This window comes from Pseudomonas sp. GW821-FHT09C08 (genome assembly GCF_059418125.1).
The window spans coordinates 1-24,437 of sequence record NZ_JBWKPG010000006.1 but is presented as its reverse complement, the minus strand read 5'-3'; the positions used below and the strand labels follow the sequence as shown (position 1 = coordinate 24,437).

The following is a 24,437-nucleotide window of genomic DNA, read 5'->3' as shown; positions in this document are numbered from 1 at the left end:
GTTCAGCGGTATTGCGCAAACGTACCGGCGATAGGCGCCGTCGACTCGCGCAACACGATGCTCGGCGTCACGATCCGTTGATCGATCGGCAGTTGGGGTGTTGCAATTCGTCGCAATAAAAGCTCGGCCGCGGTCTCGCCCAGTTGCACGATCGACTGCCCGACCGTGGTCAACGCCGGGTAGACATAGCGACCCATTTGAATGTCATCGAACCCGATCACCGACAGCTCGCCGGGTACACGGATATTACGCTCGGCAGCGGCGCGCAATACGCCGAAACCAATCATGTCGTTGCTGGCGAAAATCGCACTGGGCGGGTTTTCCGCTAGCAGCTTCACCGCCGCGGCATACCCGCCGGTGCTGGTGAAATCACTTTCCTGCGCGCGATCAGCCGCCACCTCGACGCCCGCCTCGCGCAGCGCGCGGTGATACCCCGCCAGGCGCATCTGCGCGACACGGGTATGGGCCGGGCCGCCGATGCAGGCGATGTCCCGATGGCCCAGCTCGAGCAAATGCCGGGTGGCCAGGTACGCGCCCTGCTCATGGTCGATGCGCACCAGGTCGACATCAATGCCGTCCAGCGCCCGGTCGACGATCACCATCGGCGTGCGCACCGCGCTCAAGCCGGCGGCGAGGCCACTGTCATCGCCGCCCACCGAGGTCACGATCAACCCGTCGACGCGCTTCTCCAGCAACACGCGCAAATAGCTGCGCTGCTTTTCGGCGTTGTCATCGGAGTTGCAGAGGATCACGCAGTAGCCGTTACGCTCGCAATAATCTTCGATGCCGCGCGCCAGTTCGGCAAAATATGGGTTGAGGCTGTTGGGCACCAACAAACCAATGGTTGCCGTGGTCTTGGCCTTGAGCGAGCGCGCGACGGCGCTAGGCACGTAGTCGAGCTGCTTGATCGCCGCTTCGACTTTGATCCGTACCGGCTCGCTGACCGGGCGCGTCTTGTTCACCACGTGGGACACCGTGGTGTAGGAAATGCCTGCAAGCGCTGCCACATCCTTGATCGTTGCCATGGTTCAGCCTCGACGACTGGCGCGCTGGCTGCGGTAGGTATCGAGCACCACGGCAATCACGATCACGGCCCCGGTGATGATGCGTTTGGTCGGTTCCGTGGCACCGATCTGCGCCAGGCCGGCGGCCAATACGGAAATGATCAACACGCCGAAGAAGGTGCTGATCACCGAACCGCGTCCGCCCATCAGGCTGGTGCCGCCGATCACCACCGCTGCAATCACTTGCAGCTCCAGGCCGGAGCCGGCATTCGGATCCGCCGCTTCCAGGCGTGAAATCTGGAACAGGGCCGCCACACCGGCCAACAGGCCCATGAGGCTGAACACCAGGATTTTATACGGCTTGGGGTTGATCCCCGCCAGGCGCACGGCCTCTTCGTTGGTGCCGATGCCGATCAGGTAGCGCCCGAAGACAGTGCGGGTCAACACCAGTTGGGCCGCTATGATCACCAGCAAGGCGATGATGAACGACGGCGAAATCCCAAAGGCAATCGGGTTGGACAGCCAGGCAAACGAGTCGCCGATGTAGGCGGTGCGCGAACCGGTCATCTGGTACGCCACGCCACGGGCCATTTCCAGCACGCCCAGGGACACGATAAACGAGGGGATCCGCCAGGCCACGGTGATCGAACCGGTGATAGTGCCGGCCAATGCGGCGCAGCCCATGCCGAGCACGGCCGCCGGCAAGACGCTCCAGCCCCAGCCGAGAATCGCCACGCTGACAGCCGACGCCGCCAGTGCCAGCACCGAGCCTACCGACAGATCGATGCCACCGATGATCAGGATGAAGGTCATGCCGACCGCCAGCACCATCAGGTCTGGAATCTGGTTGGCCAGGGTGCTGAAGGTGTCATAGGACAGGAAGTGATCGCTGAGCACCGAGAACAGCGCAATCATCGCCAGCAACGCGCCCGCCAGCCCCAGATAGGTACCCAGGCCGTAGAAGTTGCCGCCAGTTTTACCGGGGGAAGTTGTTGTTTTCATGGGGTATCCCTAAGCACTGCGTCATTGAGCAGCGCATCACGTTTCTGATAGCCGGCAAAGGCGGCGGCGAGCAATTCGTCCTGGGTCCAGCTGTCGCGCTCGAAGGTCTCGATCAGGCGGCCGGCAGACAGCACGCCGATGCGGTCGCAGATCAGCATGAGTTCGCGCAGGTCACTGGACACCACCACCAGCGCTTTGCCCTGGCGGGTCAATTCGCCGAGCAAGGCATAAATGTCGAACTTGGCACCCACGTCGATGCCACGCGTGGGCTCGTCGAACAGCATCACCGAGCAGTCGCGTTCCAGCCAGCGGCCAATCACGACTTTCTGCTGGTTGCCGCCCGACAGCTCCGATACCAGCTGCGCCGGGCTGGAACTGCGGATACGCATGGCGTCGATCTGGCGCTTGGCCAAGGCGGTTTCGTCGCGGCTGTTGACCACGCCGCCGCCGGAGATTTCCGGCATGTTGCCCAAGGCGATATTGGCGCTGATGGACTGGGTCAACAGCAGGCCTTCGCCCTTGCGATCCTCGGTAATCAGCGCAATGCCATGGCCGACCGCGTCCACTGGCGAACGAATGCTCACCACTTGGGCCGGCGAACCCAGGGCCACCGTGCCGCTGTCGGCCAGGTCGGCGCCGAAAATCAGGCGCAGCAACTCGGTGCGACCGGCGCCGATCAGGCCGGAGATGCCATAGATCTCGCCGGCACGCACTTCAAAGGAGACGTCGCGGACCTTGTCCGCGCGGGTCAGGCCTTTAACCGTCAAGGCCGGGCCGCCGATGCTGCGCGGCCCCAGGTCAATGTGTTCGCCCAGCTCGCGACCGACCATCAAGGTGACCAGTTGCTCGCTGTTGTAGTTGGCCATCGGCTCGACGCACACCAGCTTGCCGTCACGCAGGACCGCAATGCGTTGGGCGACACGGGCGAGTTCTTCAAGCCGGTGTGAAATGTAGATGATCGCCACGCCCCGGGCCTGCAGGCGGGTGATTTGTTCAAACAGCATCTCGACTTCACGGGCAGTCAACATGGCCGTGGGTTCGTCGAGGATCAGTACATGGCAGTCGCCGATCAGGTTGCGGGCGATCTCGACCATTTGCTGGTGGCCGATACCGAGGCTGCCGACCAGGGTGTCCGGGTCGATGGCGTCCAGGCCGACCTGGGCCATGGCTTCGATGGCGGCTTTGCGCAACTGCTTGCGACTGATCCAGCCACAGTGGCTGGGCAGATTATCCAGGAACAGGTTTTCGGCCACGGTCAGCGTCGGCAGCAGGTTGAGCTCCTGCATGACCATGCGCACGCCCAGTTCTTCAGCCTGGGTGCGGCTGCCGGGACGGTAATCCTGGCCGTTGAACTGCATATGCCCGGTCGTCGGCGTGACCAGCCCGCCGATGATTTTCGACAACGTGCTTTTACCAGCGCCGTTCTCACCGGTCAGCGCCAGCACTTCCCCACGATTGAGCGTCAGGGTGATGTCGGACAGAACCGGTTGGGCATAGGTCTTGCCGATACCGCTGACCGAGAGGACAGCGTTCGGGGCGGAAGATGACATAGGAAAATCTCCAGGCGCCCGCTCAGGACGAGCGGGCGCTGTTGGGTGCTGCCAGGATTACTTCTTGAGGACGAGTTCGACCGGGGTTTCGATCACGCCATCTTTGGCATCGACTTTCTCACCCTTGACCAGCTTGAGCGCGTTCTGGATACCGAACACAGCTTGCTGGGCAGCGGCCTGGTCAGCGGTCGCCAGGACGCGGCCGTCCTGCAGCATGGGCTTGATGGCTTCGATGTTGTCGTAGCCAACTACCAGGACCTTGCCAGCCTTGCCGGCTGCACGCACGGCGGAAACCGCGCCCAGCGCCATGTTGTCGTTACCGGCCAACAGGGCCTTGAGGTCCGGGTATTCGCTCAGCATGGCCGAGGCGACTTTCTGGCCCTGGTCGATTTCCCAGTTGCCGGATTGGGTCGAGACGATCTTCATGCCGGCAGCGTCCATCGCATCCTTGTAGCCCGCGGTGCGCTGCTGGGCGTTGGTGGTAGTCGGTACGCCTTCGATGATGCCGACCTTGTCACCCGCGGCCAGTTGCTTGGCCAGGTAGTCGCCGACCAGCTTGGAGCCTTTGCGGTTGTCCGGGCCTACGAACGGGATGTCGAGGTTTTTGCTTTTCAGCACGTCCGGGTCCAGGCGGTTGTCGATGTTGACCACCTTGATGCCGGCATCGGAGGCTTTCTTCAACACCGTCACGAGTGCCTTGGAATCGGCGGGCGCGATGACGATGGCGTTGACCTTGGCGAGGATCATCTGATTGACGATATCGATCTGCGCGCTGGTATCGGTTTCGTTCTTGATACCGTTGGTGATCATGTCGAAATCGGCGGCGTGGTCTTTCTGATAGGCCTTGGCGCCGTCCTGCATGGTCACGAAGAATTCGTTGGCGAGGGATTTCATCACCAGGCCAACCTTGGGTTTGGCGGCGTCATCGGCGAATGCAGAGGAAAGAGGTAAAACGGCGGATGCGGCAGCAAGCACAGCGACAGCAAGAAGACGTCCAGCGAATGGCAGCTTCATGGGTTCACTCCGATCTTATGATTATTGTGAGCAACGCTTGCACCGAAGAGTGCTTCGGCAGCCCTCCCACCCGGGGTGGCTGATACGAGCTGTCACGTTACTCCAGGAGTGCGCCGTGAAACATCTCGCAAACGTTTGCGTTAATCAAACTATGAGAACCTTGTCGAGATTTGTCAACGGTAGAAACCGGTCTTTCATCCAAGCCCTCTAGCGCCTGGCCTCGCAGTGTGCAAGGCGCGAGATTAAACATCGCGACCTGCCCTTCGTTCTCTAAAACGACAGGCTTTGCCGGATCATTCGCCACCGCCCCCATGAAACCAGTGCGCATTTTCGGACAACCGAACGCAATCGCGGCCAATGTTCGGAAAGCCGGACGAAGGGGGTTCGAACGCACTCAAAAACAACAAAATAAGTTGTTTTAAATCAACAGCTTAATTTATATCCGTGAATACAATCAGCCTGGTACAGATCCTGCTCTCATCCTGCACCTCGTGGCATTCAGAACCGCCCGGGTGTTCTAGATGAACCTGCTACAGCACTCATCAAAAACCAGAGAGAAAAATAATGAAATCTGCACTGAAGAACATTGTCCCGGGCGCATTAGCCCTCCTGCTGCTGTTCCCTGTTGCCGCCCAGGCAAAGGAAGCCGAAACCAAGACCAAGCTGTCCAACGTGGTGATTCTCGCCACCGGCGGTACCATTGCCGGCGCTGGCGCCAGCGCGGCCAACAGTGCCACCTACCAGGCGGCGAAAGTCGGTATCGAGCAATTGATCGCTGGTGTTCCTGAGCTTAGCCAGATCGCCAATGTACGCGGCGAACAAGTGATGCAAATTGCGTCCGAAAGCATCAACAACGAAAACCTGCTGCAACTGGGCCGTCGCGTCGCCGAACTGGCCGACAGCAAGGACGTGGATGGCATCGTGATCACCCACGGTACCGACACCCTGGAAGAGACCGCCTACTTCCTGAACCTGGTGGAAAAAACCGACAAGCCAATCGTCGTGGTCGGCTCCATGCGCCCTGGCACCGCCATGTCGGCGGACGGCATGCTCAACCTGTACAACGCCGTGGCCGTGGCCGGCAGCAAAGACGCGCGCGGTAAAGGCGTGCTGGTGACCATGAACGACGAGATCCAGTCGGGTCGTGACGTCAGCAAGATGATCAACATCAAGACCGAGGCGTTCAAGAGCCCATGGGGCCCGCTGGGCATGGTGGTTGAAGGCAAATCCTACTGGTTCCGCCTGCCTGCCAAGCGCCACACCATGGATTCGGAATTCGACATCAAGACCATCAAGAGCCTGCCGGACGTGGAAATCGCCTATGGCTATGGCAACGTGAGCGACACAGCGGTCAAGGCCCTGGCCCAGGCTGGCGCCAAAGCCATCATCCATGCCGGCACCGGCAATGGTTCGGTGTCTTCCAAGGTGGTCCCTGCCCTGCAGGAACTGCGCAAGCAAGGCGTACAGATCATCCGCTCTTCCCACGTGAATGCCGGTGGCTTCGTTCTGCGTAATGCTGAACAACCTGACGACAAGTACGACTGGGTCGCCGCACATGACCTGAACCCGCAAAAAGCCCGCATCCTGGCCATGGTCGCCCTGACCAAGACCCAGGACAGCAAAGAGCTGCAACGGATGTTCTGGGAATATTGATTCCTGGCCATACCTTGTAGGAGCTCGCCTCTCCAGACGCGCTCCTACACATTTCACTCCCCCGCCTTACGCAAAACTACCTGAACAGCTGTCAGACGAACTTCTTGAAATTTAAGCAGTTGCGAAATCGCCCACAGTTAAATACTGTATGTGCGTACAGCTTATTAAGGAATACTCCGTGGCAAAGTCCTCTTCCGCAGCGCCAACCCCGCCTGATGCCTACGAACGCCTGGCCATTCGTGTGCAAAAGATCATCAACTCGACCAACGCCCAAAAAGCCAAGGCAGCCTTGATCTTCCGCCTGCCGGACGAGCCGGAGGATGAGTGGGAGCGGTTGCTGGAAGAAATTGCGGAGAACGACAACGTCACCCTCGCCTATCGGGACGACGGTGGCGTGCAGATTTTCTGGGTTGTACCGAAGGAAGATTGATTCAATGAGTGTCCGTTTTATCGCTGTGTGCTGCCTGTTCTTTGCTGTCGGTGCCCAGGCCCAGGCACCCCGCACCTTCAGCGAAGCCAAGAAAGTTGCCTGGAAACTCTATGCCCCCCAATCCACCGAGTTCTACTGCGGCTGCAAATACACCGGCAACCGCATAGACCTGAAAGCCTGCGGCTACATCCCGCGCAAAAACGCCAACCGCGCCGCCCGCATCGAGTGGGAGCACATTGTTCCGGCCTGGCAGATCGGGCACCAGCGCCAGTGCTGGCAGAACGGCGGGCGCAAGAACTGCACGCGCCACGATGACGTGTTCAAGCGCGCCGAGGCAGACCTGCACAACCTGGTGCCGAGTATCGGCGAGGTCAACGGTGACCGTAACAACTTCAGTTTTGGCTGGCTGCCGGTGCAAAGCGGGCAGTACGGCTCATGCCTGACCCAGGTCGACTTCAAGGCCAAGAAGGTCATGCCCCGCCCGTCTATCCGCGGAATGATCGCGCGCACCTATTTCTATATGAGTAAGCAGTACGGCTTGCGCCTGTCGAAACAGGATCGCCAGCTCTACGAAGCCTGGAACAAGACCTACCCGGTGCAGGCTTGGGAGCGCCAGCGCAACCAGACCGTGGCGTGTGTGATGGGACGTGGCAATGAGTTCGTCGGCCCGGTGAACCTGAAGGCCTGCGGTTGAAACTGGGCGGTACTCCCGCCCATCCAGCCGATTATTGCGCAGCCGCGTGCTCGATGACTTGCGATTCGGTATCGGTTTTCTTGGCGCGTGCCAGCTTTTCAGTGAGTTGCACCTGCTTGGCCTCGGCTTCAGCCTTGGTGGCGAACGGCCCCAGCAGCACTTCGTCCTTGCCGTCGACCTTCACGATGTAAAAATTGAAACCATGTTCCAGCAACCAGGCCGTGAGGTCGGTGAGCGCCTGTAATTTGTGGTCGGGTGGCCCGACCCATACATCCCATTCCTGAGCGGCAATCGCGCCGGTTTGTGGCTGGCTTTCAGTCACGGCAGGCTTGGCCTTGGGCGCATCGACGCTTTTGCCTTCACCGCAACCGGCCAATGCCAACACCGCAATTGCCATCGCTACTTTACGCACTGCCCTGCTCCTTAAAGGATTAAAGAGGCGACTTTATCATTCACTGTCTATTCTGGCCGTCATAAACGTTGGCTTAAACAATGCGAATGATGTATCGCAGACCTGTATGATGCCGGCATGGGAATTAATGCCGCCTCTATGCGTCCTAAAAGAGGCAGCCACAGGGAAGCGCTTAGCAGTAAGCTACACACATCTGACATCTGCCCTGTCTGAAACACGTGTCCTTAAAAGTAATCAAGGAGAAGTCCATGCTTATACTCACCCGCAAAGTCGGTGAAAGCATAAACATCGGTGATGACATCACGATCACCATCCTGGGCGTCAGCGGCCAGCAAGTACGAATCGGCATCAACGCACCCAAGGATGTTGCCGTGCATCGCGAGGAGATCTATCAGCGCATCCAGGCCGGCCTGAGTGCCCCGGACAAAAACCAGACGCCTTGAAGAACCTTCAGTAGCCAGCCCTTTCGTTCACTGTAACGGCTGGCGAAAACCCCTTCGAACCGCTCTAGTGTCTATTGCGTGACTGACGCCTCCAATGCATTCATCTTCGCGCCAAGATGAAACTGTCTTCACGCTTTGAACTTGTCGTGTCATCCATAGCCGAATCATCTACTGATACCCTGCCATCCGTGCGCGCGAAGGAGCACGTCGATGAGGCTAACCCCTGCGCAACCATTCGCTCTACGAGCCTGGATCATCGCCCTCCTGATAGGGCTGGCATTCGTGGGGCTGGAATATGGCTTGAGGCTTGAAATCGCAGGCACCGACCCCGCCGATCCGCCGTCCTGGCTCGACCTCACACTGGTGCTGGGTGGCTACCTCTTCATGTTCTGCCTCAAGCCCATCCAGAGGGCCGTGCAGCTTAAATTGTGTCAACAAACCGCTCAGAAAAATGCACGTTGATGCGCAGCGCTTCGCTATCAGATCGCCGGTATTTACAGCGACGCAGCACGACCTATGCTTTGCTCTGCACGCTCACTGAAAGGTGCTGAAACCGATGGACACTTTGAGCAAATCGCAAATCGAGTCTGCACTGGCTGCCCGTCTGCCGAGCTACAAGGTCACCTGCACATTGCACGCCGACGGCACCCTGTCGGCGGTGCTCAGCGGCCCGGAAACCGACCACTTCGCAATTACCGGAATTGTGCGCGCGCACTATCGTGGGGCGGAAGCCATTGCCCGGCTGGCGAATGAAATTCTCAGGGAAATGGTGCTGTCCCGCCAGGCGATGAGGAATGACCGTATGCAGCCTCCCTCTGCTTCACCTGGCTGCGAACAAGGCCGAGACCAGTAACGGGCTCGGCCTTTTTGTATCAGCCCACTTCATTCTGCAAGGACAGCAAGCCATCAGCACCGCGCTGCACGCGCAGGTGGGCATAGCCGTCAATCCTGGCGTGCTCGGTCACCATGGGCTTGAGGTGCGTCGACGTTACGACCATCACGTCCGCCCCTGCCGCTTCTCCCGCACGAATCCCCACCGACGCATCTTCAAACACCAGGCAGTCCTGCACCGGCACGCCCAGGCGCTGTGCCCCCAATAGGTAACAGGCCGGGTCGGGCTTGCCAATGGCGACGTCTTCGGCCGTGACCAGCACCGCCGGCGGCGCAATCCCGGCCGCTCGCAGCCGACGCAACGCCAGCTCACGAGGCGCCGAGGTGACCAGCGCCCATTGATCGCCCGGCAGGCGGTTCAGAAACGCGACCGCGCCAGGGATCGCGACAATGCCTTCGACATCATTGATTTCCGCTTCGGTAATCCACTGCGCCTCTACTTCAGGATCAACCCCCGGCAACGCCTGGCGGGTGATGGTATCGATCGCGCGGGCGCCGTGAATGGTGGTCAGGAACGCCGCCACGTCCAGGCCGTGGCGTTCGGCCCAGGTGCTCCACACCCGCTCGGCGGCGGCGATGGAGTTGAGCAGGGTGCCGTCCATATCGAACAGAAAGGCGCGGTAACGGCGGGCAAATACGGCTGAACCTCGGATGGACACTGCGTGGCTTCCTCGTGGGCGGTAACAAATAATCGGCCCGATGCAATCTACGGATCACCTCGGTGCTTGTAAACGCCGCCAACCCCTCGATCGCATTACAGCTTTGTAATGAAGCTGTAAGTCTTGTCAGCACCCTCACTTCATACAGTGGCGGCGTCAGTCACCCACACCGGTTGACGCCACCTTCCCACTGATGAAAAGGGTCACCCCATGAAACCTGCAAGCAAACTCTGCCTGATCGCCGCCAGCCTGCTGATGCTGGGTACCGGCACCGCCCTGGCCGGCACCGTCGCACCGGTCAAAGCCAACAACGTGGTGCTGGTGCACGGTTCCTGGGCAGATGGCTCGAGCTGGTCCGAAGTGATCACCCGCCTCCAGGCCGCCGGCCTGCACGTCACCGCCGTGCAAAACCCACTGACATCGGTGGCCGACGATGTCGCCGCCACCAACCGCGTACTGAATCAACAGGACGGTCCTACCGTGCTGGTCGGCCATTCCTACGCTGGCACCGTGGTAAGCGATGCCGGGGTGAACCCCAACGTCAGCGCCCTGGTGTACGTGGCGGCCCGCGCCCCGGATGCCAATGAAGACTTTGTCGCGCTTTCCGCCAAGTACCCGACCATGCCGGTGCGGGCCGGTGTGGAGGATCACGATGGCTACCTCACGCTGAGCCAGGACGCGTTTCTCAAGTACTTCGCCGCCGACGTGCCGCACGCCAAGGCCATGGAGCTGTACGCCGTGCAGCAACCCATCACCAAGAGCCTGTTCAGCGGCCGCACCGTGAACGCCGCCTGGCACACCAAGCCGTCCTGGTACGCGGTGTCGACCCAGGACCAGACCATCAACCCGGACCTGGAACGGTTCCTCGCCAAGCGCATGAACGCCAGCACGATCGAGCTGCCCTCGAGCCACTTGTCGCTGGTGTCCCACGCCAAGGAAATCACCGACCTGATCCTCGAAGCCTCCGGCCGCCAGCCTTGAGCCCTTGCATTACAAACTTGTCATGAACCTGTTGGTTGGCTGTTCGGAGCGCTTGGTTACCGTGAACCCACTGCCACGCTCTGGCAGCCAACCTATTAAGAGAGAGATCGCCATGAAACTGTTTATCCTCGGCTTTGCCGCTTTGTTTGCCACTGGCACCGTGTTCGCTGCCGAACCCGTCATCCACGACAAGACCGGCTTTTTCGTGCATCTGGATGTCGACAAAGTCTTGTCGAGTACCGATACCTACGGCCAATGCGGCATCGTTCCCGCGCGTCTCGACTACCTGGACCACCAGGGCCGCGAACACGTGCTGGACTACCAGGTACAGGCGATCGGTTGTCCGAGTGACAATTGATCGGACTACACTTGCGCAACGCACAGAAGCAGGGCACTTCCCATGAACATTCTTGTAGTCGAAGACGAACCCAAGGCCGGCAATTACCTGCTTAACGGCCTGCAGGAGCTGGGCTACTCCGTCAGCCTCGCCCGCGACGGCGTGGACGGTTTGCACCAGGCCCTGGAAACCTCGTTCGACGTGATCGTGCTGGATGTGATGATGCCGAAGATGGACGGCTGGGAGGTCCTGCGCCGCTTGCGCAAGGAAGCCGATACGCCGGTGCTTTTTCTGACGGCCCGCGACGATATCGCCGACCGCATCAAGGGCCTGGAACTCGGCGCCGATGATTACCTGATCAAGCCCTTCTCCTTCGCCGAACTGGTGGCGCGCCTGCGCACCCTGACCCGCCGTGGCCCGAGCCGGGAAGAAGAACAACTGCAGGTCGCCGACCTGCAGATCGATGTGCTGAAACGCCGCGTGACCCGCGCCGGCACACGCATCACCCTGACCAACAAAGAGTTTGCCCTGCTGCATTTGTTTGCCACTCACCAGGATCAGGTGTTGTCGCGCTCGCTGATTGCCTCGCGAGTGTGGGACATGAACTTCGACAGCGACACCAACGTGGTGGACGTGGCCGTGCGGCGCCTGCGCCTGAAAATCGACGACCCGTTCCAGCTCAAGTTGATCCACAGCGTGCGGGGCATCGGCTACCGCTTCGATACTCAGCCATGACCCGCCGTCGCCATTATTCACTGACCCTGCGCCTGGCGGTGATTTTCGCACTGCTGGCCTTCGCGCTGCTGGCCACGCTGGGCGTTGCGCTGTACCGCGAACTGGAGCGTGAGTTGATCAAGCGTGACGACGCTGCGCTGATCTATCGCACCGATCAGTTACGCAACCTGCTCAACGACAGCAATACATTGGATCTGATCAAGACCAAGCCTGAGCTGTTCCAGAACATGCTGGGCAACAGCGAGTCAGTGCTGAGCATCGCGGCGCCGGGGCAGAAGCCCTTGCTGCTGGTCAACCCGGGCAATATCGAGATGCCGGTGGTGCCAGCCGTTGCCAAAGACCACGCGCTGGGCCTTGCCGATGTGCACCATTTGCCTGGGGTCAACAATGTCCCCTTCGCCGCCGTGGCGGCGTCGATCGATTCGGGGGACCTGGGCAGCCTGCAAGTCACCACCGGACGCTTGATGACCGAACGCACCGCCATGCTCGCCAGCTATCGCCTGAGCGTGTTTATCCTGGCAAGCATTGCCGCGATCATCCTTGCCCTGGTCGGGTACTTGCTGGTGCACCGTGGCCTGCTGCCGTTGCGACGCCTGGCCCGGCATGCCCAGGGCATCGGCGTCGGCAACCTGGCCGAGCGCCTCGACAGCTACGGCGCGCCAAAGGAATTACTGCCGATGATCGACGCGTTCAACACCATGCTCGAACGCCTGGCCAGAGGGTTTGTGCAACTGGGCCAGGTGTCCACAGACATGGCCCACGAACTGCGTACGCCGATCAACAACCTGCTGGGCGAAACCCAGGTCGCGCTGCAACAGAGCCGCAGCATCGAGAGTTATCAACAGTTGCTGGCGTCCAACGTCGAAGAGCTTGAACGCCTGGCGCGGATGCTCGACAACATGTTGTTCCTCGCCCGCACTGATCCGGCCAGCGCCCTGCGCCAACGCCAGGAACTCAGTGCAGCGGATGAAGTGGAACGTATCGCCGATTACTTCGAAGGCTTGGCCAGTGACGTGGAGGTCAGCATTCATGCCGAAGGTGAAGGCGTGATCTGGGCTGAACCGATGCTACTGCGCCGGGCCCTGGCGAACCTGTGCGCCAACGCGATCAAATATGGCGCGCCGCGTTCCGAGCTGCTGATCCAGGCGGTGCCACACGCCGAAGGCATCACCCTGAGGGTCAGCAACCAGGGTGAAACCATTGCTGCCGAGCACCTGCCACGGCTATTTGAGCGCTTTTACCGGGTGGATGAATCGCGCGAGCGCTCGGCCCAGTCCAATGGCCTGGGCCTGTCGATTGTGGCGACCATCATGCAGTTGCATAACGGTCGATACAGCGTGAGCAGCGAGGCAGGACTGACGTGTTTTGAGTTGTTTTTTCCGAGGCGGGACGACTGAACCGCGCCTCCCACGCAGCTGGTGTTATTTTGCAAAAATTTGGCTGTCACCCCTGGCCGGAGTTCCCACTATTCTTTTCCCCAAAGCGCACGCTCAGTATGGGAAACAGGTGAAGTGCAGTGGAAAGGAAACACTATCGATTCGGCGGGACAAACTCGCTGAACACCCCACCTCAAGGCAGAGGTGGTGGCGGTAACGACGGAGGTTCAGGCATGGAAAAACGATTGGGTCTACTGGAAAAGGGGCTGGCTGAAATGAAAGAAAGGCTGATCACCGTTTCGAGCAGGGCAGACTCCCTGGAAAAGCACTTCGCGACCAAGGCGGACCTTACGACCACCGAGGTGAATCTCATCAAATGGTACGTGGCCACCGCCTTCGCAATGACAGGCCTGGCGTGCGCCATCACCTTCGGGCTCACCCGCCTGTTTGCTAGCTGACGATGACCCGCGCAGGTCAGCTGACCTGCCCGCCCGTTTCCGTCACATCCACTGATGTATGCCAAGCGGCCAGCAACGCCACCCGCAGTCCCTCGACCTGCGTCTCCAGCGCCATTGACGCGGTGCCCGAAGCCAGCACTTGTTCGGGCAGATATGGCACGTGGATAAACCCACTGCGCACGGCGCTAGCAGCCAGTGCATGCTGCAATAGGTAAAACACCTGGTTACACACGAAGGTACCGGCCGTGTGCGACACCGTCGCCGCAATCTCCGCTTCGCGCACCGCCTTGACCATCGCCTTGATCGGCAGCGTGGTGAAGTAGGCTGCGGGGCCGTCAGCCACCACGGCGGCATCAATCGGCTGCTCGCCGAGGTTGTCGGGAATACGCGCGTCATTCAGGTTGATCGCCACCCGCTCCATGGAAATAGCACTGCGCCCCGGCCCCAGCCCCGTGGCGATCACCATCGCCGGCTGCAATTGGTCGATCAACTGGATCAGGCACTCACCCGCCGTGGCAAACGCACACGGCAGCCGACGCGCAACAACCTGCACATCGGCGCCCAGTTGCCAGCCATCCAGCAGGCGTACCACTTCCCAGGACGGGTTTATCCGGTCTTGATCAAAGGGCTCGAAACCCGTCAACAATAGAGTCTGCATCGTGGCCTCACATCAACAGGTAAAGCAGGACAATATTGACCACCAGCATCATCAGCGCGGTCGGCAGCTGGGCCTTGATCACCGCGTTTTTGTCGGGCAACTCCAGCAGTGCTGCCGGCACGATATTGAAGTTGGCCGCCATCGGTGTCATCAACGTACCGCAGTAACCCGAGAACATGCCAATCGCGGCCATCACTGCGGGGTTGCCGCCGTAGATCCCCACCAGCACCGGCACGCCGACGCCGCCGGTCATCACCGGGAATGCCGCGAAGCCGTTCCCCATGATCACCGTGAACAGTGCCATGCCCAGCACATACACCATGACTGCCACCAGCTTGAAATCCAGGTTGATGTAGGTGGTGGTGACATGCGCGACGGCCGTACCGACTCCGGCTTCATTGAACAACAGCCCCAGCATCGCCAGCATTTGCGGCAGCACCATGGCCCAGCCCAGGGCCTCGGTCAGGCGCCGCGATTCGCGCAAGGCCTGCACCGGGGTGTCGCGGGTCAGCCAGCACGCCAGGCCGAGGGCGATCAGGCACCCGATGCCGAGGGAAACGAAGGTGGTGTTTTTCGGGTCCAGCAGCGGTACGCCGCCGATCTCGGTGTGCTTGAGCAATACTGAGCCGATCACCGTCGTCAGGGGAATCGCCAACGCCGGGATAAACAGTTTGTGCCCCAGGCGACCGGCGCTGGCGCGGGATGCCTTGTCATGCAGCTCGGCGTGCGTGCCACGGCCGACGCCACCCAGCCCGGCAATCAACGCCATGACCACCACGCCAACACCAATGACCACCGAGGGCAGACGCTCGCCCACCAGGAACGGAACCGCGAACAGCAACCAGAACAAGGCGCTGGACCAGCGCTTGGGGTGGGTCCGGTCCATCAGGATCATGCCCGCAGTGATCAGCAGCAGCACTCCGGCGAGCCAGTACAGGTATTGAATCGAGATGATCATTGCGCGGCCTCCACGGCAGTGGCGACAGGCGTCATCTCACGGGTCAGCCGCCGGTCGAACCGATGCAGGCGAATCGCGTGAATGATAAACGCGCAGATCGCCGTCGGGATGCCCCACACCGCGATGTGCAGCGGCTCGACATCAATCCCCGAGCCCAGCAGGAAGGTGTGCATCAGCGCAATCGCACCAAAGGCGACGAAGATGTCCTCACCGAAAAACAGGCCGACGTTGTCCGTCGCAGCGCACATGGCCAGCACCTTGTGGCGCAACTTGTCCGGCAACTTGCCGTAGCGTTTTTCCGCTGCGCCCTCGGCCATCGGCGCCAGCAGTGGGCGCACCATCTGCGGGTGTCCGCCGAGGCTGGTCAAACCCATGGCGGCGGTGGATTCACGCACAAACAGGTAGATGATCAACAGGCGCCCTACCGTGGCGCGCTCGAACCGCGCGATCCAGTTCTGCGCGTGCAGGCGCAACCCATGGCGCTCCAGCAAGCCGATAACCGCCAGCGGCAATAACAGAATCAATTGCAGGGCACGGGTCTGAAGGAAACCGTCGCCCATGGTCGCGAGGATTTTTTCCAGCGGGAAGTGGGCGGCAAGCCCGGTGGCGATGGCGGCGGCGGTCACCACCAACAGCGGATTGAAGCGCAAGACAAAGCCAACCACGATCACAAGTACGCCGATCAACGGCCATAAGTTCACAACAGTTTGCATGGCGGTGAGGTCCTTTAATGCGCGCTGCGGCGCCGTTACAGCAGGATGTGAACAAAGGGTTCACAGCAGGAAGTGGCGTGCAGTCGGCTCGGTTTTTTATTGTTGACCCGGAAGGTCGAGCGTCAGTGGCGGCAACTTTGCTGCCTGGGGGCGGGAGGTGTCCAACAAGAAAAATTGTTGCTGCAAACCAATAAATTTTGTCGGGGTTTGCTGCGCACACGTAACAAGATGTGGACAGGTAACCCGCGAGTCACGCATCTTAGCGCCGCCCGTTGATCGGGTGCGGCACCGGGTACCGGCGCACGCCTCTCTCACTATTGTTGTGGATATGGAAATTCGATGAAAACCCAAAAGGTCCTGATCGCCCTCTCGTGCGCCGTTGCCCTGTCCCTGCTGGGCGGTTGTGCAGCGAAAGTTAAAAGTGGCGGCAGCGCAGCACTGGCCATCCCGGAAGCGGCCAAGCAGAACCTGGTGGTGAGCATCCAGGGCGAAAAACAGGTGGAGCAAAACCCTGACTGGAACCTGCTCAAGCGCGACTGGAATAACGCGCTCCAGGTCGAAGCACGCCAGGCCGGCTTCACGGTCACCGAAAGCCCTAAAGTCGCGGCCAATGGTGAAGACGGCGTGGGCATCAGCATCAACGTGAGCAAGTTTCGCTACATCGAACCGGGTTCGCGGTATGTCGCCGGTGCGCTGGTGGGTAATGCCTGGGTGTTCTCCCGCGCTGACTACTCCGACTTGAAATCCGGCGCGCCCATTGGCTCACGCACCTACGACACGTCATCCTCGGCCTGGGAAGGCGTGGCTTCGGCAATGACGCAGAAGCAGGTCCAGGCAATCGCCAAGCAGATGATCAGCGACATCAAGAGCGCCAAGGCCCAGTAAGCCACCGCGCCTGCAAAAAGGGCCAACCGCCGGGTTGGCCCTGATACTGCAATTCCGCCTGGCTTGCTTCAGAGTTGCTTGAGGGTCTCACGCGACACTTCTTGCAGACCCGCCTCGGTGATTTTCTTCCAATCACTCTCCGTCACCGCCTGCATGCTTTCATTCTTGCGCGTCACCACATTCAGCGCAGTGGCGCCCGGGGTTTCGATACGCAGGTGGGCTTTGTTACTCACGTCGACAGAGAAGAAGCCTGGGGTAAACCAGGACCAGAATTCGACAATATGCACGTTCACTGGCGCGGCATCCGGAGTGCCTGGCTCGGTGACGACCTGGTAACCGGCCTGCTTGTAAGCCGCGGCTACCGACTCATTCACCAGTTGGGAAACGGTGCGGCCGGAGGGCAGCAACACGTCGCCCAACCCTTTGCCGTAACCGTTGCGCTTACGGGCAATGGCGCGCTCGGTAATCGACTTGTCATTGACCTCGTCATTTTTCAGCGATGGCGTATCCGGGCTTCGTGGAGCTATCTGGAAAACGCGATCATCCACGGTGCTGATCAGGACTTTCTTGCCATTGCTTGTTGCTGCGGCCTGGCTTGTGCTGAGCGGCGCAACATTGACATCCACTTCCGACCGACTCGTGGCGCATCCCGCCAGAACCATCAGTGCCGCAATCCCCACCACTAACCGAACGCTCATGACTACCGCTCCTTATCGCCATCGTTGGCATGGCCGGATATCGGCCGGCGACGATTGTACATGCGCGATATCATTTAGACATCACTCCGACTTTTTTGAAAGTAACTGCATGCCGGTGAGTGTGTACTCAAGCCCGACCCGGTATCGTCAACCCAGAACGACCGTCAATGAACAAGGGGCAGCACCGGTGACTTCTTCCGCCACACCCACCGCCGAGAATGGCCTCAGCATCCAGACCCGCCTGATCGCCCTGGTGGTCGCCGTGACTTTCTTCATGGAAAACCTCGATGCCACGGTGATCGCCACGGCATTGCCGACCATGGCCACAGCGTTCGGGGTCACGCCGGTCGACATGAACATCGGCATCACCGCCTATATTCTCGCCGTGGCGATCTTCATACCGTTGTCCAGCTGGATCGCCGACCGATTGGGTGCGCGCCGGGTATTTGCCGGCGCGATCATCGTCTTCACGCTCGCCTCGCTGCTGTGCGGGCTGAGCCAGAGCCTTGAAATGTTCGTCTTTGCGCGCGTCCTGCAGGGCATCGGTGGTGCACTGATGGTGCCCGTGGGGCGACTGGCGGTGCTGCGCAATACGGATAAAAAAGACCTGGTCAAAATGATCGCGATCATCACCTGGCCCGGCCTGGTGGCGCCGATCCTGGGGCCAGTGGCCGGCGGACTGATCGTCACCCATGCCTCCTGGCCCTGGATCTTCTACGTGAACCTGCCGCTGGGCGTATTGGCGTTCGCCGCCGCACTGTGGCTGGTACCGGAAGGTCGCGAAGCCAGCGTGCGCAAGTTTGATGCGAAGGGGTTCTTACTGCTCGCAGGCGCCTGTGTCGCCTTGCTGGGCGGGCTGGAATGGTTGGGCAGCGAGGCCGGCGAAATGCTCATCCCAGGCGTGGCGCTGGTCGCAGCGGGCATTGCGTTGGCGGTGTGGGCCGTGCACCACTGTCAGCACCATACTGACCCGTTGTTGCCGCTGCAGACCCTGGCGATCAATACCTTTCGCGTGAGTATCTATGGTGGATCGCTGTTTCGGCTGGCCATCAGCGCGCTGCCGTTCCTGCTGCCGTTGTTGTTTCAGGTGGCCTTTGGCTTATCCCCGGTGGACGCGGGCCTGTTGGTGCTGGCGGTTTTTGCCGGCAACCTGGCAATGAAACCCTTGACCACGGCCATCATGCAGCGCTTCGGCTTTCGCCAGGTGCTGCTGGTGAATGGCGTGATCGGGGTGGCGTCGATTGCGGCGTGCGCCCTTTTCACCGCGCAGACTCCGCTCGCGGTCATCGCAGTGGTGCTGTTTGTGGGCGGGTTGTCACGCTCGATGCAGTTCACCTGCTACAACTCGATTGGCTTTGCAGATGTGCCCAAGCCACGCATGAGCGAGGCGTCGGCGTTGTTCAGCATGTCGTTCCAGTTGGCCATGGGGATGGGCGTGACGGCAGCGGCGCTGTTGTTGCGCGCGTCGATGAGCGTGCAGGGGCATGAGATTCACGCACAAGTGGGTGACTTCCGGGTGGCGTTCATCGGGGTGGCATTGCTGGGGGCGCTCGCGCTGGTAGACGTCTATCGACTGCCAGCGCACGCGGGAGAAAGTGTGTTGAAGCGCGGTTGAACGCCGCCTCGTCGAATTAGGCGGTGGTGCTGACGATTGATCCCGTCGCACTGCCGCCCTCAGCGGTGACAGCCTGCAACAGCGCGGCAGTCGCTGTCTGCAACGCAGCGGCAGTGGTTGCAATCTGCGCTTGTTCCGCCGCAACCGCAGCAGCCTTGGCCGCCTCGCTCTGGTTGCTGGACTGTGCCTGCTGCATGGCTTGTTGTTGCTCTTGAAGTTGCTTTTGCAACTGCTCGATCTGCTTCTTCAACTCCTTGACCGTGTCCGACTCCGTCGAGCTGGAAGACGCCTGGCCACCGCCGCCAGCACCCGCAGTCGCTTGCGTGCCCGCGTTCATATTGACGGTCAGGCCGCCGGTACGGTTGGTGCTCTCGGTTGCCTGGGGAACCGTCGAGGTTGCAACGCTTTGACTGCTGGCTACGGCAGGAGGATTGCTAATGTTGATGAGCATGCCAAATGTCCGATGATGAAGGCTTACCGACTGCATCGGCGTGTCGGTCGATTAATTGAGGGCGGCGTCAGGATTAAATCCGAGGCAACAAAAAAGGGCCCACCTTTCGGTGAGCCCTTCTAGACCGCCCAGCAGAGCGGATTTTGTTTGGTAGGCGCGATTGGACTCGAACCAACGACCCCCACCATGTCAAGGTCTGCTAGGAGCAGGCTCCTAGCCCTGCTGCTCTTGGATTTCACAGAACGCCCATTCACACCTATGAGGCGTCAACAATGGCCAATTTCCGCGTACTTCCGTCCGGCAACTGGAATGCTCAGGTACGGGATAACAGCACTATTGCAGGGTCTACATCGCCAATCTTGGGAAACTAGGCTACCTCCCGCCATAGGATGCTCATCTGGTTGTGAGTTTCTATTAGTACGTCGATAGCGTAGTACAGGACGTCATAGAAGGCGGGATCATCTATGAAGGTACGGATGACCCAGAAGCCTTTATAGAGGCTGCAAACGTCCTTTAATTCGCGTTAGACGCTGCACAGCTACTGGCTGACAGACATGAGCAGAAATAAGCGTCTCCAGACCGTGAGCCGCATGATTTGAGCAGTAAGCGGAGTAGTACAATCGGAAAACAAAAAAGCCTCGCAGACCTTGATCTGCTGGGCTTTCATTTGTATGGCGGAGAGATAGAGATTCGAACCCTAGGTAGTCGTGGAGGTACAACGGATTTCGAATCAGTCCAATCCGGCCAACGGGGAGCCTTCGCTAATCAAATGCTGATGATGCAGTTGCGGTACAGAAGATCAACAATCGCTCTCAGGCGCTCGCCAAAGGCCGTGCTGTCGCTGACACTACAGTCGCCAATGATCAACGCATAAAGAAAGTAAACGAACATGAAGCGACGGTACAGCCCCACCTACTGGCATGCCCGTACAACAAGTTGACTACGCTTCAGGCCATAGCTGACTAACTCAACGCAAAAGGCTCGCGTACGGCCCGTGGCGCCACTTTCACACCAACGGCAGTACGTTGCTCATGCTGGCTTTCAATGTCTCATTCTGAGGCTGTTGAGGCTTCAAAGCCGCCCAACTTATTTCTCTTTCCCGCAGGTTGCCATTTGGCCTACTCGTGATGTGCTTAGCACCTCTCGCACTCAAAGCCGATTCACGATCCGTACCTATTATTTTTCACGTAGTCATACTTGAAGCGTCAGCGGGGGCCCACTTATTTTTGGCGGCGGGGCAAAGACTATACCCACAAATAGATAGAAAATCAGTCTCGTGCTACAAACAAAACATACAAGGAACTGAGAGAGAGGGCGTCATGGGTGAATTTGCAAAATCGCTATCTGAACGAAGCAAACACACCAAAATCACAAGCGGCCATTGCCTGATCTGTGGCACATACGGAACACTTTCCCAAGATCATGTCCCCCCACAAGGAAGCATCACGGTAACTGTGGTGGAACAAGTCCACCTCACCGAAGCTTTCGACCTCCAACTCCCAAAAGTGAAAGGCGTGCGATCTCCGAATGGCAGCAAATTCCGCACAATCTGTCGAAACTGCAACATGACGGCACTGGGTCAGAATGACGGAGAAATCGCCGATGTCTGTAAGTCTCTAACGCTCAAAATCAACCATTTCTTCAAGTATGCGAATAGCCCCGTTTCGAGTGTCCACACCCCAGTAAACGCCCTGAAGTACGCACGCGCTATGGTTGGTCACGTCCTATCTGCCACGTCGGTAGAAGAATGTTTTAAACCCGGCCAATCCACACCCTACTTCGATCCACTGAAGGCGTTTGTGCTAGGCGATGATCACGCCATGAGCGATACACACGATATCTTCTACTGGTTCTTTCCACACAAGCATCATCAAAGCATCAAGCTCTTCAGCGTGAAAAACGGGCAGAACACGTGCTGCATGAGCCTCCTTTCCTTTTTTCCCCTGGCGTTCCTTATCACAGAGAAAGACAAGGGAATATATCCCGCGGGAGCGGTGAAACTGGAGCTAACTGATAAGTCGCTGTTTTTGGATCTTTCGGGTCGGAATGTTCGTTTTTCCAGCTTCCCTGCGGTCGAGTTGCAAGGGGATCAAATGGTCGCACTGGCTGCCCAGATGTCTATCGTAAGCTACCCCATAAAATAAACAGTCAAAGGAGCAACTATGCGGAGAAGGTGGGATTTACCTGCACTCAAGGAACATATTCGCACCAGCGAACCCGACAAAAAATGGCTGCTAAGTACCGTCGACTCGGTTTATCAATCCCTATGCATATATCAATATCACAAGAATGCGGCTCGCAAAGCGTTTGCCGCCTATAACGCTGATCACGACCCGGACGGGATTAAAATGTTTGCTGCCGCAATGATGGCAGGGTCCGACGAGGAGCTAGAGGAGTTCGCGGCTGCCAAAATCGCGAGCGAAGCAAACCTGATTGCCGCAATCAACATCACCCGCAATACATTCGATATCTTTGCTCAGATAGTTAACGCCATGGCACTCCTCAATCCAATCCCCATCGAGGATTGCACCATCAGTAAGGTGCGTGACACCCTTCCTGAAGGCCCACTGAGAAAGGAAATAACACGAGCCACTAAGCTCCATTGGTTTAGATATCTCGCTGGATTCAGCAACACAATCAAACACCGCCAACTCATATCGCACAAGACATCACAGAAGTATGAAGAGGGTACAGGTGAATATCTTGGAGGTGGAGCGGAGGTAGCGGCCTTCAAGCATCACCGAAAAGAATTTAAGAGCTATTGGGTACAAGAGGTGCTGCAAGGCACAGTGGAAATGCACAATGAAATTGTCACCCTCGGCATTACCCTCAACGAACATTGCCTGACTCCAGCCACACCCTAACCGCAACGAGATCAGCGTTCACATTGCCCGTGTGAACGAACCCGATATTTTGTGAATGTTCTGTAGGAATCCCAGACAACAAAAAAGGGCCCACCTTTCGGTGAGCCCTTCTAGACCGCCCAGCAGAGCGGATTTTGTTTGGTAGGCGCGATTGGACTCGAACCAACGACCCCCACCATGTCAAGGTGGTGCTCTAACCAACTGAGCTACGTGCCTGCTGTGAGGCGGCATTCTACGGAATTCCGGAGGGGTGTCAACATCTTTTTTGCAGCTAACCCTATGAATATGCGAATTTTTTATTTGCGGCCGGCACATCGGTATTTTTTCGGTGGCTGGCAGGCAATTTTCAACTCAGGTAGGATCGGGGCACTCGTAAAAAATATAAAACAGAGGTTCCAGGATGGCGAACACCCCCTACCCCCAGTCGTATTACGCCGCTTCCGCGAATGCCGTACCGCCACGCCCAAGCCTGCAAGGCGAGGTCGAAACCGACGTGTGCGTGATCGGTGCCGGCTACACCGGCCTTTCCAGCGCGCTGTTCCTGCTGGAGAACGGTTTTCGCGTGACCGTGCTGGAAGCCGCCAAGGTCGGCTTTGGTGCCTCTGGTCGCAATGGCGGGCAGATCGTCAACAGTTATAGCCGTGACATCGACGTGATCGAGCGCAGCGTCGGCCCCAAGCAGGCACAGTTGCTCGGACAGATGGCGTTCGAGGGCGGCAAGATCATTCGCGAGCGGGTGGCGAAGTACCAGATCCAGTGCGACCTGAAGGACGGCGGCGTGTTCGCTGCACTCAACAGCAAGCACATGGGCCACCTGGAGTCGCAGAAGCGCCTGTGGGAGCGTTACGGCCATACGCAGCTGGAGTTGCTGGACGAACGTCGCATCCGCGAGGTCGTGGCGTGTGACAACTATGTCGGCGGCCTGCTCGACATGAGCGGCGGGCACATCCACCCCCTCAACCTGGCGCTGGGCGAAGCAGCGGCGGTGGAATCCCTGGGCGGCAGCATCTATGAGCAGTCCGCGGCAGTGCGCATCGAGCGCGGCGCCAATCCCGTAGTGCACACCGCCGAGGGCAAGGTCAGGGCCAAGTTCATCATCGTCGCGGGCAATGCCTACCTGGGCAACCTGGTGCCGGAGCTGGCAGCCAAGTCGATGCCCTGCGGCACGCAAGTCATCACCACTGCACCGCTGGGTGACGAACTGGCCAAGTCGCTGCTGCCGCAGGATTACTGCGTCGAAGACTGCAACTACCTGCTCGACTACTACCGCCTCACCAGCGACAAGCGCCTGATCTTCGGCGGCGGCGTGGTGTATGGCGCACGCGACCCGGCGAACATCGAGGCGATTATCCGTCCGAAGATGCTCAAGGCCTTCCCGCAGCTCAAGGACGTGAAAATCGACTACGCCTGGACCGGCAATTTCCTGCTGACCCTGTCGCGCTTGCCACAGGTCGGCCGCCTGGGCGACAACATCTACTACTCGCAGGGCTGCAGCGGCCATGGCGTGACGTACACACACTTGGCCGGCAAGGTACTGGCAGAAGCCCTTCGAGGCCAGGCAGAGCGTTTTGATGCGTTTGCCGACCTGCCCCACTACCCATTCCCGGGCGGCCAACTGTTGCGCACGCCGTTTGCCGCACTGGGCGCCTGGTACTACGGCTTGCGCGACAAATTAGGCTTTTGAGGCAAAACCTGTAGGAGCCCGCTCGCGGGCGATGGCGTCCGTGAGTTCGCCATTGCCCATAAGCGGGCTCGCACATTTCATAAATCGCAGACACAAAAAACCCCGGTCTTTCGACCAGGGTCTTTGCTATCGGATCAAAGTAGCCAGAGGCTTTCTTTGTGCTTCAAGGCGTTCAGTGGGCCTTGAGGCAGATATGGCGCAGCGGACGGGACTCGAACCCGCGACCCCCGGCGTGACAGGCCGGTATTCTAACCGACTGAACTACCGCTGCG

At 59.3% G+C, this 24,437-nt stretch carries 27 protein-coding genes and 2 tRNA genes; 16 read left to right on the top strand and 13 right to left on the bottom strand.

Annotated features, from left to right (window positions below):
* Positions 1-2: 2 nt before the first annotated feature.
* From AC07OJ_RS20950 to AC07OJ_RS20935, 4 genes are read right to left on the bottom strand one after another with little or no spacing between them, the layout of a single operon-like run.
* A complete protein-coding gene (locus AC07OJ_RS20950; RefSeq protein WP_120449179.1) occupies positions 3-1,025 on the bottom strand; it encodes a LacI family DNA-binding transcriptional regulator in 1,023 nt (340 codons plus the stop codon).
* Between the two features lie 3 nt (positions 1,026-1,028).
* Positions 1,029-2,006, bottom strand: coding sequence for an ABC transporter permease (locus AC07OJ_RS20945; RefSeq protein ID WP_010209107.1), 978 nt, complete (start codon positions 2,004-2,006; stop codon positions 1,029-1,031).
* The gene (locus AC07OJ_RS20940; RefSeq protein ID WP_065903699.1) at positions 2,003-3,556 is read right to left on the bottom strand and encodes a sugar ABC transporter ATP-binding protein; all 1,554 of its coding nucleotides are present in this window, start codon (positions 3,554-3,556) and stop codon (positions 2,003-2,005) included. Before AC07OJ_RS20940 ends, AC07OJ_RS20945 begins: the two co-directional genes overlap by 4 nt.
* A gap of 57 nt (positions 3,557-3,613) precedes the next feature.
* Complete coding sequence (locus AC07OJ_RS20935) at positions 3,614-4,570, bottom strand: sugar ABC transporter substrate-binding protein (RefSeq protein ID WP_065903701.1); 957 nt, start codon at positions 4,568-4,570, stop codon at positions 3,614-3,616.
* 564 nt (positions 4,571-5,134) lie between these two features.
* On the opposite strand from AC07OJ_RS20935, the gene AC07OJ_RS20930 reads away from it, so the two are divergent.
* The 3 genes from AC07OJ_RS20930 (at position 5,135) to AC07OJ_RS20920 (ending at position 7,347) form a co-directional block, all read left to right on the top strand.
* Complete coding sequence (locus AC07OJ_RS20930; protein WP_065903702.1) at positions 5,135-6,223, top strand: asparaginase; 1,089 nt, start codon at positions 5,135-5,137, stop codon at positions 6,221-6,223.
* A gap of 178 nt (positions 6,224-6,401) precedes the next feature.
* Positions 6,402-6,653 carry a DUF1654 domain-containing protein gene (locus tag AC07OJ_RS20925; protein WP_177343942.1) on the top strand — a complete coding sequence of 84 codons (252 nt, stop codon included), beginning with the start codon at positions 6,402-6,404 and terminating at the stop codon, positions 6,651-6,653.
* A gap of 4 nt (positions 6,654-6,657) precedes the next feature.
* Positions 6,658-7,347, top strand: coding sequence for an endonuclease (locus AC07OJ_RS20920; RefSeq protein ID WP_106803194.1), 690 nt, complete (start codon positions 6,658-6,660; stop codon positions 7,345-7,347).
* Between the two features lie 31 nt (positions 7,348-7,378).
* Here AC07OJ_RS20920 and AC07OJ_RS20915 read toward each other — a convergent pair whose 3' ends face one another.
* Complete coding sequence (locus AC07OJ_RS20915; protein ID WP_065903706.1) at positions 7,379-7,744, bottom strand: penicillin-binding protein activator LpoB; 366 nt, start codon at positions 7,742-7,744, stop codon at positions 7,379-7,381.
* A 263-nt stretch (positions 7,745-8,007) separates the two neighbouring features.
* Here AC07OJ_RS20915 and csrA point away from each other — a divergent pair, with 263 nt between their 5' ends.
* The 3 genes from csrA (at position 8,008) to AC07OJ_RS20900 (ending at position 9,055) form a co-directional block, all read left to right on the top strand.
* Positions 8,008-8,202 (top strand): carbon storage regulator CsrA, encoded by a 195-nt coding sequence (gene csrA, locus AC07OJ_RS20910; RefSeq protein WP_027604095.1) that lies wholly within the window; start codon positions 8,008-8,010, stop codon positions 8,200-8,202.
* A gap of 210 nt (positions 8,203-8,412) precedes the next feature.
* The gene (locus AC07OJ_RS20905; protein ID WP_106803193.1) at positions 8,413-8,664 is read left to right on the top strand and encodes a hypothetical protein; all 252 of its coding nucleotides are present in this window, start codon (positions 8,413-8,415) and stop codon (positions 8,662-8,664) included.
* Positions 8,665-8,758: 94 nt separating this feature from the next.
* Positions 8,759-9,055 carry a DUF1652 domain-containing protein gene (locus AC07OJ_RS20900; protein WP_106803192.1) on the top strand — a complete coding sequence of 99 codons (297 nt, stop codon included), beginning with the start codon at positions 8,759-8,761 and terminating at the stop codon, positions 9,053-9,055.
* A 19-nt stretch (positions 9,056-9,074) separates the two neighbouring features.
* Here AC07OJ_RS20900 and AC07OJ_RS20895 read toward each other — a convergent pair whose 3' ends face one another.
* Positions 9,075-9,752 carry an HAD-IA family hydrolase gene (locus AC07OJ_RS20895; protein WP_201145446.1) on the bottom strand — a complete coding sequence of 226 codons (678 nt, stop codon included), beginning with the start codon at positions 9,750-9,752 and terminating at the stop codon, positions 9,075-9,077.
* Between the two features lie 210 nt (positions 9,753-9,962).
* Between AC07OJ_RS20895 and AC07OJ_RS20890 the strand changes: the two genes are divergently transcribed.
* From AC07OJ_RS20890 to AC07OJ_RS20870, 5 genes are all read left to right on the top strand, one after another.
* A complete protein-coding gene (locus AC07OJ_RS20890; protein ID WP_065903721.1) occupies positions 9,963-10,733 on the top strand; it encodes an alpha/beta hydrolase in 771 nt (256 codons plus the stop codon).
* Between the two features lie 112 nt (positions 10,734-10,845).
* Positions 10,846-11,091 (top strand): DUF2790 domain-containing protein, encoded by a 246-nt coding sequence (locus AC07OJ_RS20885; protein WP_106803190.1) that lies wholly within the window; start codon positions 10,846-10,848, stop codon positions 11,089-11,091.
* 42 nt (positions 11,092-11,133) lie between these two features.
* Positions 11,134-11,805 (top strand): heavy metal response regulator transcription factor, encoded by a 672-nt coding sequence (locus AC07OJ_RS20880; protein ID WP_065903725.1) that lies wholly within the window; start codon positions 11,134-11,136, stop codon positions 11,803-11,805.
* Positions 11,802-13,202 carry a heavy metal sensor histidine kinase gene (locus tag AC07OJ_RS20875; RefSeq protein WP_495095099.1) on the top strand — a complete coding sequence of 467 codons (1,401 nt, stop codon included), beginning with the start codon at positions 11,802-11,804 and terminating at the stop codon, positions 13,200-13,202. Before AC07OJ_RS20880 ends, AC07OJ_RS20875 begins: the two co-directional genes overlap by 4 nt.
* Positions 13,203-13,414: 212 nt before the next feature.
* Positions 13,415-13,639 carry a hypothetical protein gene (locus tag AC07OJ_RS20870; RefSeq protein WP_495095098.1) on the top strand — a complete coding sequence of 75 codons (225 nt, stop codon included), beginning with the start codon at positions 13,415-13,417 and terminating at the stop codon, positions 13,637-13,639.
* A 16-nt stretch (positions 13,640-13,655) separates the two neighbouring features.
* On the opposite strand, the gene pcp is transcribed toward AC07OJ_RS20870, so the two are convergent.
* From pcp to AC07OJ_RS20855, 3 genes are read right to left on the bottom strand one after another with little or no spacing between them, the layout of a single operon-like run.
* Positions 13,656-14,297, bottom strand: a complete 642-nt coding sequence (gene pcp, locus AC07OJ_RS20865; protein WP_120450783.1) for a pyroglutamyl-peptidase I — start codon at positions 14,295-14,297, stop codon at positions 13,656-13,658.
* 7 nt (positions 14,298-14,304) lie between these two features.
* Entirely contained in the window at positions 14,305-15,255 is a 951-nt protein-coding gene (locus AC07OJ_RS20860; protein WP_065903735.1) for a DUF979 domain-containing protein, read from the bottom strand.
* Positions 15,252-15,968: a DUF969 domain-containing protein gene (locus AC07OJ_RS20855; protein ID WP_065903737.1), complete on the bottom strand. Its 717-nt coding sequence runs from the start codon at positions 15,966-15,968 to the stop codon at positions 15,252-15,254. The genes AC07OJ_RS20860 and AC07OJ_RS20855 overlap by 4 nt, the downstream gene beginning before the upstream one ends.
* 339 nt (positions 15,969-16,307) lie before the next feature.
* Here AC07OJ_RS20855 and AC07OJ_RS20850 point away from each other — a divergent pair, with 339 nt between their 5' ends.
* Positions 16,308-16,853, top strand: coding sequence for a DUF4410 domain-containing protein (locus AC07OJ_RS20850; protein WP_065903742.1), 546 nt, complete (start codon positions 16,308-16,310; stop codon positions 16,851-16,853).
* Positions 16,854-16,921: 68 nt separating this feature from the next.
* Here the strand turns inward: AC07OJ_RS20850 and AC07OJ_RS20845 are convergent, their stop codons facing one another.
* On the bottom strand, positions 16,922-17,551 hold the full coding sequence (locus AC07OJ_RS20845; protein ID WP_177343943.1) for a YajG family lipoprotein: 630 nt from the start codon (positions 17,549-17,551) through the stop codon (positions 16,922-16,924).
* Between the two features lie 187 nt (positions 17,552-17,738).
* Between AC07OJ_RS20845 and AC07OJ_RS20840 the strand changes: the two genes are divergently transcribed.
* The gene (locus tag AC07OJ_RS20840; RefSeq protein ID WP_495095097.1) at positions 17,739-19,166 is read left to right on the top strand and encodes a DHA2 family efflux MFS transporter permease subunit; all 1,428 of its coding nucleotides are present in this window, start codon (positions 17,739-17,741) and stop codon (positions 19,164-19,166) included.
* A 16-nt stretch (positions 19,167-19,182) separates the two neighbouring features.
* Here the strand turns inward: AC07OJ_RS20840 and AC07OJ_RS20835 are convergent, their stop codons facing one another.
* The gene (locus tag AC07OJ_RS20835) at positions 19,183-19,617 is read right to left on the bottom strand and encodes a hypothetical protein (RefSeq protein ID WP_495095096.1); all 435 of its coding nucleotides are present in this window, start codon (positions 19,615-19,617) and stop codon (positions 19,183-19,185) included.
* Between the two features lie 1,319 nt (positions 19,618-20,936).
* Here AC07OJ_RS20835 and AC07OJ_RS20830 point away from each other — a divergent pair.
* Positions 20,937-21,761, top strand: a complete 825-nt coding sequence (locus tag AC07OJ_RS20830) for a metal-binding protein (protein ID WP_495095095.1) — start codon at positions 20,937-20,939, stop codon at positions 21,759-21,761.
* Positions 21,762-21,779: 18 nt separating this feature from the next.
* A complete protein-coding gene (locus AC07OJ_RS20825) occupies positions 21,780-22,481 on the top strand; it encodes a hypothetical protein (RefSeq protein ID WP_495095094.1) in 702 nt (233 codons plus the stop codon).
* Between the two features lie 139 nt (positions 22,482-22,620).
* On the opposite strand, the gene AC07OJ_RS20820 is transcribed toward AC07OJ_RS20825, so the two are convergent.
* A tRNA-Val gene (locus tag AC07OJ_RS20820) sits at positions 22,621-22,697 on the bottom strand.
* Positions 22,698-22,881: 184 nt separating this feature from the next.
* Between AC07OJ_RS20820 and AC07OJ_RS20815 the strand changes: the two genes are divergently transcribed.
* Positions 22,882-24,165, top strand: coding sequence for an NAD(P)/FAD-dependent oxidoreductase (locus AC07OJ_RS20815; RefSeq protein WP_065904552.1), 1,284 nt, complete (start codon positions 22,882-22,884; stop codon positions 24,163-24,165).
* A 194-nt stretch (positions 24,166-24,359) separates the two neighbouring features.
* Here AC07OJ_RS20815 and AC07OJ_RS20810 read toward each other — a convergent pair.
* Positions 24,360-24,436: transfer RNA gene (locus AC07OJ_RS20810), tRNA-Asp, on the bottom strand.
* Between the last annotated feature and the right edge of the window lies 1 nt (position 24,437).